Consider the following 9,736-nt stretch of genomic DNA (forward strand, 5'->3'; position numbering starts at 1 on the left):
CCCCACCACCTGTCGCCGACGCTCCTCTTGTGCTGCTGCTGGCAGCTTGCGCATGTCTATATGCTTCATCCCGTCGATCTGGTCCGACCGGTCGTGGATTTCAAGATCTCCCAAGCCGGATCAATAAAAGCAGTCGTTCGGATTGCTCCTGCCACCCACAGTTACTACTTCAAAGCATGGCAGAGCGCGAAGCCGTGGCAGCCAACGCGCCGGAATGCCCCTGGCAGTGCCCTTTTACAATTACACGGCGTGGCTGCTCAAGGTGGAGCCCGAGGTCTCACCAATCTGCGACAAGCGACCTGAGGTGAGCCAAATCCTCTTTCAGGTAGGGAATGACGTCGTCACCCATACGCTGTGGCTTGCCCGCTGGGTCGCTATACTCAGCGGGGAGGCACAAGGTACCGGCGAAGCCGATCTTCTTCAGGCAGTCGACGAACTCCCGCCACGAGTATCCTCCGTGCCGATGCGTCGTCCATTTGACCTTGTACACTGCCTCATCCTCCGGTCCGTTGACCCGAGCGTGATAAGCGCTCTTGAAGTTGACCTGGTGATGGAGCCTGTCTTTGATGATGTCGACGGCCATTGCGGTCGGCTCGCCATCAACGGCGCAGTGGGCCATGTCGAGCACCGCGCAAATATGTCGTGGGTCGTACTGCTCAATCAGGTGGAGCAGTCCAACAGCGCTCCCGACAAAGCAACCATAGTGGTTCTGGACACCAATCGTGACACCGTGACCGTCCAGAGCCGGGAGCAATGCGTCAAACTGGCGACGATAATTCTCAATCGATCGGATATAGCCAATACTGAGATCAATCGGCGCCATGATGCGGATGAGCGGTATGCCGCTGTCGCCACATGCCGCTATGATTGCTTCGTCTGCCGTGCTTGCGATACTGGTGATCTTGAGCCCGCTTGTGCTCAACACACGGGTTGCCTCTGCCAAGCCGGCTGCCCCGTTCTCGGGTGTCACCTGGTAGCCCGGTCGGACGGGAAGCTCAATGCCATCCAAGCCCAGAGCCGCCACCTTGTCAGCCACGATTGGTAAAGGCTCGGTCCAGGGCTTCGTGAATACAGAGATCGGATGCTTCGCCATGGAATAGACCTTTTCGTGCAGCGAAATTGACTGGCCGTTGCTGCCGGCTTCAGCCTTTGAGGCCCGACGTCGCAATGCCTTCGATCAGCCGGCGCTGAAAGATGAAAAACACGACGAACAGTGGCACTAGCGAGAGCAGCGACATGGCCAGCAACGGCCCCCATGATGACGCGCCTTTCGACGACATGAGAAGGCTCAGCCCCTGCGGTACAGTGTATAGATCCATCGAGGTGAGATACACCAAAGGCGACAGGAAGTCCTCATAGGTCCAGATGAATGAAAATACTGCTGTGGTCACCAGTGCCGGCGTCAGAAGCGGCAGGATGATTGACCAATATATGCGAATTGGACCCGCACCATCTATGACGGCCGCCTCATCCAGCTCGCGCGGAATGCCTCGGATGAACTGGACCAAAAGAAAAATGAAGAAGGAGTCCACCGCCAGGAACTTAGGCACGGTGAGTGGCAGGAAGGTATTCACCCAGCCAAGGTTGTAGAACAGCGCATATTGCGGGATCAGCGTCGCATGCAGAGGCAGCATGATCGTGAGCATCATCAACGCAAATAGCGTCCTTTTGAAGATGAAGTTCAGCCTAGCGAACGCATAGGCAACCATACTGCATGCCGTTACGTTGCCGACGACGGCCAGGCCGGAGATAATGAAGGAATTCAGGAAGAAGGTCGAGAACGGCAGAGCCGCGCCGCGCCACCCATCGACATAGTTTTGCAGCCGGACTTTGGAGGGCCATAGGCTCAGATCAGAAAAGATCAGATTGGCTGGCTTCAATGAACTGCTCGCCAGCCAGAGCAACGGATAGATCATCACCAGAGCGCCGAGGATCAGAAAACCATGAATGATGATACTGCGCCAACGGGTAGGTGGCTTCCTCATTACACGAGTAAGCATGGAAGCAGTGGTCATGACAGCATCCCTAGCGCTCGTCGCCATAATGGACCCAGTAGCGGGCAGACTGGAAGGAAAGAACCGTCGCCAGACCGATGATGGCGACGAGAACCCAAGCCATGGCGGAAGCGTAGCCCATTTGAAAGTTGGTAAACGCCTGTTCGTAGAGGTAGAGCGTGTAGAACAGCGTCGCATCGGCAGGACCGCCCTTTCCGCCACTGATGATGTAGGCGGGGGTGAACGCCTGGAACGCGCCTATGGTCTGCATCACGAAGTTGAAGAAAATGATTGGCGTCAAAAGGGGCAGCGTGACGCTGAACAATTTACGCACCGGTCCGGCACCATCGACTTCCGCCGCGTCATAGATGTCCTGCGGGATCTGCTTGAGGCCGGCGAGGAAGATGACCATCGGGGACCCGAACTGCCACACGGCGAGCGCCACAAGAGTATAAAGCGCATAGTCAGTGCTTGTGATCCAACTGGGCCCGTCAATGCCGAACTTCAGAAGAATCTGGTTGATGATGCCGTCATAGGCAAACACCTGACGCCACATGATGGCGACGGCCACGCTGCCACCGAGGAGCGATGGCAGATAGTAAACCGAACGATAGAAACCCAGTCCCTTCAGGCCGCGGTTGAGCAGCATGGCGATTCCGAGTGCAAAGGCCAGCTTCAGAGGTACCGACAGGAACACATAGGTGAACGTGACACGCAAGGACTGATAGTAGCGCCCGTCTTCAGTAAACATCTTCACGTAGTTGTCCAAGCCCAGCCATTGCGGCGGCGTGAACATGTCGTAGCTGGTAAGCGACAGATAGAAGGAAGCCAGGATCGGGCCGAGTGTAAGACACACCAAGCCGACAAGCCAAGGCGACAGGAATAGAAAGGCGGCAGCGTTTTGACGCGCATTGATCCCCACAGCCCTGCGCCGGCGGGCTTTGGGCGCGGTGACCGATTCAAGCGAAGTTGTCTCGGACAGGATCGTGCTCATGAACTATCTTCCGCTGAGACCACACCGGGGTGCGGCATACGGCGTGTCAGTGCCGCACCCCATGTATCGAAGGCTCCCCGCTCGGGGCTTATTTCTTCAGCCTGATGCTCACTTCGTTGATGAACTGTTGAGCAGCTTCTTTGGGGGTCATCTTGCCGAAGGCGACGCCCTCATTCGCGCGCGTCAACATGCCCGTCATTCCCGGCACACCCGGGTACCGGGGAGGCGCCGGGTCCTTTTGCAGCAAATCCAGATAGGCGATGATCTTTCGATCAGCGTCGGTTCCCGAAGCGGCCAGCGCGTCGCGGCCGGCTTTCGAGCACGGTATCATGCCGCTGTTAGTGTAGTAGGTCTTGGCGCCTTCCGGATCGAAGTGCATGAAGCGGATGATATCAATGACCTGCTTTTGGTTAGGTGATTTTGCCGACACGGTAGTCGAGTTCCCGGCATAGCAGTAATGGCGCTGCTTCATCTCACCGCCTCTGAAGCCATTTGGCATCATGTGGAGAACGAAGTTGTCCTGCGACAGGGCCTGGAAACCGACGAAGCTGTCTGTGAGTGTGATATTCATCGCGGCCCGCCCTGCCACGATACCGGCCGTGCTTGGATCGTCGTTGCCTGCCATTGCCTGAACATCCCCGGGTGGCGTAGCCTTTGTGTCGCGCATCATTTTCCAATACGCATACCAAGCTTCCATGTCCTCTAATGCGAAGCCGAGCTTGTGATCTGGCGTGAACATCGACTTGCCGCGGCCACGCAAGAAAATATCGCATGGGATATAGTTGCCGCCGGCGTCCTCGACGCCCCAGAATCTCGGTCCGAGAGCTTTGCTGAGAGCCGCAGAGGTTTCAGCCAGATCCTCCCACGTCCACATTTGATCCGGAACCTTGATACCAGCCTTCTCGAATGACGTGGCATTCGTGATGATGGTAGGCCCGATCGCGTCATTAGGGATCGCGTACTGCTTGCCGTCAAACTTAGCTGCATTGACGGCGCTTTGCAGATAATCGGCCAGATTGATCGGGTTAGGCACGTAAGCATCAAGAGGTGTCGTAACGCCTCGCCGCGCGTATTCCGCCAGCAGATCGACATTGACGCTGAACATGTCTGGCGCATTTCCACCCGCGGTCTCGGTCGCGATTTTATCGGTGAACGCACCGAAATTGGTGAACTCTGGAATGATCTCGACGCTGGGATTCTTTTCAGAGTACAGCTTCAACACGGCAAGAGTTTGCGTCAGCTGTTCCTGCGATTCAACATAGCCAGCAAAGCGCACACGCACCTTGGACTGTGAAAATGCCTTGCCGAGGGGCAGCCCAGCCAGTGCTGCGCTACCCAGCAACGTGGCGCCGTGGCGGAGTACCTCTCGCCGATTCATTCGTATCGACATCTCTTCCTCCCTATGAGCGAGCCATCTGCGGGCTTCGTTAGTGAAACGTAACACAAGAAATAGCAGGCACGTCAACTACAAAAAGGTCGACCATAATGGGGGATCCGGTGAGTGAAACCGCTACTTTATTTCACTTGTGTCCTTTGACAAAGGAACCACCCTGTCTTATCGGTAAATCGTTGCATCACCTGCGCCGCAAACAGGACTCGCAACGAGCCGATGGAAGAATCGATGTCTGGAATTCACGAGGTCGCGAAAAAAGCTGGAGTTTCGCCGAGCACGGTCTCCAATGTGATCAATGGTCGGCACGATAAGATGCGCCCGGAAACTAAACGCCGCGTCCTCGAAGTTATCGAACAACTCAAGTACACGCCTAATGTTGCTGCCCGGCAGCTGAAATCAGGTCAGAACTGCAGCATTGGCTTGATCATCCCATCCGTGGCGAACCCATTCTGGGGGTTGGTCGCGCACCATGTTGAACGCGCTGCCAGACATCGTGGCTACAAGATCCTGATCTGTAATGCGGAGCGTGATCCAGACGTCGAGACGCGTTACGCCGAAGCGATGCTCGGCTCGGGAATAACGGGCATCATCCTTGGATCATCGCCCCTATCATTCGACTATTTGCGCGACCTGACGGCTCGCGGCCTCAAGGTCGCTGCCTTCGATCAACGCGTTAATGGCGCCCGCGACGTCATCACCTGCGGCGTGAGCCTCAATCAGGAGTTGGGTGGCACACTTGCTGCTCAGCACCTGATCGGGCTTGGGCACAAGCGTATTGCGACAGTCTCTGGACCGATCAAGACCAACAGCCGAATCGGCCGCATGAACGGCGTGAGGTTGGCCATGGCCCGGTCTGGCCTGCAACTCCCTGACGATATGATCTGGCAGGGTGGCGGTGTTGCCGGATTCGGCGACCTGGAAGGAGCAGAGCTCGGACGGATGGGCGTACGTGAATTACTAAGTCGCGACAATCCGCCGACGGGGATCGTGGCTAACAACGACATGTATGCTCTTGGCGCCTATGCGGGCGCGCGCGATCTTGGCTTTCGTGTTCCGGACGACATTTCGATCGTCGGCTTTGATGACATCGTTCTCGCCGAGATCGCCCAGCCCGCTCTGACAACGATCCGCCAGCCAGTGCCGGCCATGGCCGAGATGGTCGTACGCATGCTCGTCGCCCACTTGGAGGGTTCGGCTCACGCTGATGACCCCGCCTTCATCGACATCACGCCACAACTCATCGTGCGCGGGTCAACGGCGCCTGCGCGGGTACTGCAGAGTGCGTAGGGATAGGAATGGATTGATGGCTCGGGATCTATCCGACCAAACGGTTTTTATCGCCGGCGCAAGCAGCGGCATGGGACGTGCGACCGCCCTGGCTTCGGCAAGGGCTGGGGCCCGTCTCATTCTGCTCGGACGTCATGAAGCGGGACTCGATGAGACCGCAGCATCCGCCCGCGCTGTAGGGCAGCAAGCGCGGACTGCGACTGTGGTCGCCGATGCCTCCAACGCGGACGCCTTGGCCGACGCCGTTTCCGAGATTGATCTGAGCACGGTCGATGTCTTGATCAATTCGGTCGGCACGAACATCGTGGAACGGGCATTCGACCAGCTGACCGCAGCCTCCTGGGAGTCGATGCTTCAGGTCAACCTGATGGCGGCGTTCAACCTGTGCAAGCTGTTCGTGCCACCGATGCGCGCGAGGGAAGAAGGGTTGATCATCAACATCTCGTCGATTGCGGCGCGAAAACCGGATCGTTCGGGCGCAGCCTACCAGGCTTCGAAGGCCGGCGTGCTCGCCCTGAACCACGCCATCATGGAGGAGGAGTGGGCAAGCGGCATCCGTGCGACCGCAATCCTGCCTGGCATGACCGATACGCCTTTGCTTGATCGCCGACCATCCCCGGTGAGCACCGAGGTCCGTCGTGCTGCCCTGCAGCCCGAAGACATTGCCGAAGCCTGCCTGTTCGTTATGCGCCTGCCCCAGCGCGCTCACGTTTCGGAACTCACGATCCAACCGAGTCGACGGTAGGCACAGAAACTATTCGTATCTCACTGCAAAGGACCAAAAGAATGGATTTTTCAGGGAAGGTTGTCCTCGTCACCGGAGGTGCATCGGGGATCGGCGGCGCAACGACCCGCGCGTTCGCTGATGCTGGAGCAAAGGTGGCATTCACCTACATGACGAGTGCCGACGAAGCTGGCGCGATCGAGACGGAGTATAAATCACAAGGCAGGCATGTCCTCTCCTTGAAGGCAGACATGACGAAGCCGGACGAAGTTGCTGAGGTAGTCCAGCGCACGGAACATGACCTTGGACCAATCGACGTTCTGTTCGCCAATACGGGCGGCCTGTTGAAAAGGAGCCGCTGCGTCGACTCAACGCTGGAACTCTGGCAGGAGGCAATTTCCCTGAACCTCCTGAGTACGTTCCTGGTGGTGCAGGCAACTCTTCGGTCCATGGAACCCCGCAAATCCGGCTCCATCGTCCTGATGTCTTCACTTGCCGGTTTTGACGGTGGCGGCCCAGGCGCCTCACATTATGCCGCGACCAAGGGTGCCGTTGCCACGCTGGTGCGGTCGTTGGCGAAGGAAGTCGGCCCTCTCGGCATTCGCGTCAATGGCGTCGCACCCGGCCTCATCGGCACGCGCTTTCACGATACCTTCAGCACTCCGCAAGGCCGCGCCGACTCAGTCGCGAGGACTCCATTGCGGCGTGAGGGAACGCCAAAGGATGTGGCCGGCACGGTGCTCTATCTGGCCTCGGAGCAGGCCGGATATGTGACTGGAGAGGTTGTTCAGATCAACGGCGGCGTCGGGTTCTAGCCAGCGAAGAAGATAAAGGCCCGGTACCGGCCCCTGCCGAGTTGAAGGACCAGCGCAGGCAGTATCCGACAAGCCGCCCCAATAGAACCTTAAAGAGAACCGTTCGATTGCAGCCAGCAAGACACGGTCAGTCTGGAAAAGGGAGATGACGACATGAGCAGCGTGAGCGAGTCGCCGACGAATAAGCCAACGGTCGTGATCCTGCTAACGCCTGACATGCGGGCAAAGCTTATCCCCGCATCCGCTGAGAAGCGGCTCGCAGAAGTGGCGAGTGTTCGCGCGCCTCAAGATGGAGACATGACTGCCGAGAATCTCCCCAATCTGGTCGACGGTGCAGTGGCGGTGATAACCGGTTGGGGAACTCCGCCGCTCGACGAAACGCTGCTTGCCCATGCGAAGTCATTGAAACTGGTAGCCCATGCTGCCGGCAGCGTTCGGCACCTTGTTCCTTTCGCGGCTATCGAGGAGGGCCGGCTGCACGTCACACATGCGGCAATCCATATTGGCGAAGCGGTCTCCGAGTTCGTGATGGCGCAAGTTCTGTCATTCCTGCGCCATCCCGCGGAACTCGCCGACGGGATGCGGAACAACGAGCCCTGGTTTGACCTTCGGACGCGCCTGCTTGGGCGGCTCCTCGGCGAACAAACGGTGGGCCTGCTCGGTGCAGGCTATATCGGTCGGATGATGATGCGCCTGTTTCGCGCCTTCAACGCTCGGGTTCTTGTCTATGACCCTTACCTCACTGAGCCTCAGGCTTACGAAATGAGCGTGGAGCTATGTGGACTGGATGATCTTCTACGCCGTAGTGACATCGTATCTCTGCACGTGCCCTCCCTACCCGAAACCCGCCACATGATCGGTGCCGATCAACTTGCCATGATCAAGGATGGCGCCCTCTTCATCAACACTGCACGCGGTGCAATCGTAGACGAACAGGCTCTCATCGCGGAGCTGCGCAAGGGCCGGTTTACAGCTGTGCTCGATGTCTATGAGAAGGAACCGCTATCGCACGACAGCCCTCTACGCACCCTACCGAATGCAATCCTCGCGCCCCACGCTGCCGGGCACAGCCATGAGACCTATCTACGTCAGGGTGCCACGGCTGTGGACGAGGTCTGCAGGATGCTGGCGGGTGAGCCCTACCGCCACGAGGTGACGAAGGCGGTACTGTCGACTATGGCCTGAATAGATCTTTGTCACCGGTTAGCTGGCCGGTCAGCAGACTCGAAGCAGAGCACATCGCATGTTGAACGCATCCAGAGCGGCCCAGCCGTTCATCTGCTGTCGCGAAGCGGGAGAAGTTACCGAAGGGGCGATATCGCCCATGGGCTCAATCGCGACGGCCTTCGCCCGCCGCGCGGCCGAGTCTGGAACGCATCGACCATCAATGGCAATGCCGAGCGTGGGACCGGCGTTCTGAATAACGATCTTTATGGCGGTCGGCTTGTCTGGAACCGGCTGCGGATGATCAAGGATCCGCATACCGGCAAGCGGGTCTCCCGGCCGAATCCGGAAAACCAGTGGCAGATCGTCGAGGTCCCGGAACTCGTCATTGTGCCGAAGGATCTTTATGAGGCCGTGCGCCAGAAGAAAACCGTGCGGTGCCAAGCTCACCCCAGCCAGCAGAAGCGCCAGCGCCACTTGCCGTCGGGGCTGCTGCGGTGCGGCTGCTGTGGTGCGGCTGCTGTGGTGCCGGTATGTCTACTAAGGGAACCGACAAATCCCACCGCATGCGGATCCGCTGCTCAGCCGCCGCCGAGAGCGGCACTGCCTGGATCCCAAGACTTTCTACCTGGAAACCGTCGAGAATGCGGTCCTCACCGGGCTCAAGAGCGAGATGCAGCACCCGGTGATGCTGGCGGAATACGTGAAGACCTATCGTGAGGAGCGCCTACGGCTGGCCCGCAGAGCCGTACAGGACCGCTCCCGAATCGAACGACGGATCGACGAGGTGACGCACGAGATCGAGCGCGTGGTCGATGCCATTGCAAAGGGCCTCGGCGACGTGGAGTTGCTCGGGCCACGCTCCAAGGCCCTGAACCAGGAGCGCAAGCAGCTCGAGTCCCAGCTTGCCAATACCCAGGAGCCGCCGAATGTGGTGGCGCTCCACCCGCAGGCCCTGAAGCGCTATGAGATGATCGAGCGCTTGCAGGCCGCCCTCGCCCGCGGCGTCAACGCCGGTGATAGGACGCGAGCGCCGTCATCAGGGAGTTGGTCGAGACGGTGACGGTGTACCGCGACGATTCACGCCCCGGCGTCCAGGTGGAAATCACCGGCCGTCTCAATTCTCTTTTGGGAGATCAGGCTTTCCCGAATGGGATCCGCGCAATGGGCGGATTGATGGTAGCGGAGGAGGGATTTGAACCCCCGACACAAGGATTATGATTTGACGCCGCACAAAGCTATTGATCCGGCTTGGGTGATCTTGAACTACGCGGCATAGCGGAATGGCTGATGCCTGAAGTAGCTTCGGATCCGTTCGGGGAGCTTTGTCAGCCGGCGCATGTGGCTGATCACGGTACGCTTGAG

10 protein-coding genes are annotated in these 9,736 nt (G+C 58.6%); 6 read left to right on the plus strand and 4 right to left on the minus strand.

The window, feature by feature from the left end; genetic code table 11:
• Positions 1 to 277: 277 nt before the first annotated feature.
• The 4 genes from FS320_RS31690 to FS320_RS31705 all read right to left on the minus strand — a co-directional run bounded on the left by FS320_RS31690 (position 278) and on the right by FS320_RS31705 (position 4,378).
• Positions 278 to 1,093 (minus strand): sugar phosphate isomerase/epimerase family protein, encoded by an 816-nt coding sequence (locus FS320_RS31690; protein WP_152716425.1) that lies wholly within the window; start codon positions 1,091 to 1,093, stop codon positions 278 to 280.
• A gap of 49 nt (positions 1,094 to 1,142) precedes the next feature.
• Complete coding sequence (locus FS320_RS31695; protein WP_152716426.1) at positions 1,143 to 2,015, minus strand: carbohydrate ABC transporter permease; 873 nt, start codon at positions 2,013 to 2,015, stop codon at positions 1,143 to 1,145.
• 10 nt (positions 2,016 to 2,025) lie between these two features.
• On the minus strand, positions 2,026 to 2,979 hold the full coding sequence (locus FS320_RS31700) for a carbohydrate ABC transporter permease (RefSeq protein ID WP_420846803.1): 954 nt from the start codon (positions 2,977 to 2,979) through the stop codon (positions 2,026 to 2,028).
• A gap of 97 nt (positions 2,980 to 3,076) precedes the next feature.
• Positions 3,077 to 4,378: an ABC transporter substrate-binding protein gene (locus FS320_RS31705; protein ID WP_152716428.1), complete on the minus strand. Its 1,302-nt coding sequence runs from the start codon at positions 4,376 to 4,378 to the stop codon at positions 3,077 to 3,079.
• A gap of 231 nt (positions 4,379 to 4,609) precedes the next feature.
• Here FS320_RS31705 and FS320_RS31710 point away from each other — a divergent pair, with 231 nt between their 5' ends.
• The 6 genes from FS320_RS31710 to FS320_RS48580 all read left to right on the plus strand — a co-directional run bounded on the left by FS320_RS31710 (position 4,610) and on the right by FS320_RS48580 (position 9,434).
• On the plus strand, positions 4,610 to 5,668 hold the full coding sequence (locus tag FS320_RS31710; RefSeq protein ID WP_162003379.1) for a LacI family DNA-binding transcriptional regulator: 1,059 nt from the start codon (positions 4,610 to 4,612) through the stop codon (positions 5,666 to 5,668).
• Between the two features lie 16 nt (positions 5,669 to 5,684).
• Entirely contained in the window at positions 5,685 to 6,413 is a 729-nt protein-coding gene (locus FS320_RS31715) for an SDR family oxidoreductase (protein ID WP_162003380.1), read from the plus strand.
• A gap of 41 nt (positions 6,414 to 6,454) precedes the next feature.
• A complete protein-coding gene (locus FS320_RS31720) occupies positions 6,455 to 7,207 on the plus strand; it encodes an SDR family NAD(P)-dependent oxidoreductase (protein ID WP_152716431.1) in 753 nt (250 codons plus the stop codon).
• Between the two features lie 216 nt (positions 7,208 to 7,423).
• Positions 7,424 to 8,392 (plus strand): hydroxyacid dehydrogenase, encoded by a 969-nt coding sequence (locus FS320_RS31725; protein ID WP_274597246.1) that lies wholly within the window; start codon positions 7,424 to 7,426, stop codon positions 8,390 to 8,392.
• 132 nt (positions 8,393 to 8,524) lie between these two features.
• A complete protein-coding gene (locus FS320_RS48575; RefSeq protein WP_338105571.1) occupies positions 8,525 to 9,091 on the plus strand; it encodes a recombinase family protein in 567 nt (188 codons plus the stop codon).
• Positions 9,045 to 9,434 carry a hypothetical protein gene (locus tag FS320_RS48580; protein ID WP_152716433.1) on the plus strand — a complete coding sequence of 130 codons (390 nt, stop codon included), beginning with the start codon at positions 9,045 to 9,047 and terminating at the stop codon, positions 9,432 to 9,434. Before FS320_RS48575 ends, FS320_RS48580 begins: the two co-directional genes overlap by 47 nt.
• The last annotated feature ends 302 nt before the right edge of the window (positions 9,435 to 9,736 follow it).

It is taken from the genome of Microvirga tunisiensis, assembly GCF_009296175.1.
Lineage (GTDB): Bacteria > Pseudomonadota > Alphaproteobacteria > Rhizobiales > Beijerinckiaceae > Microvirga > Microvirga tunisiensis.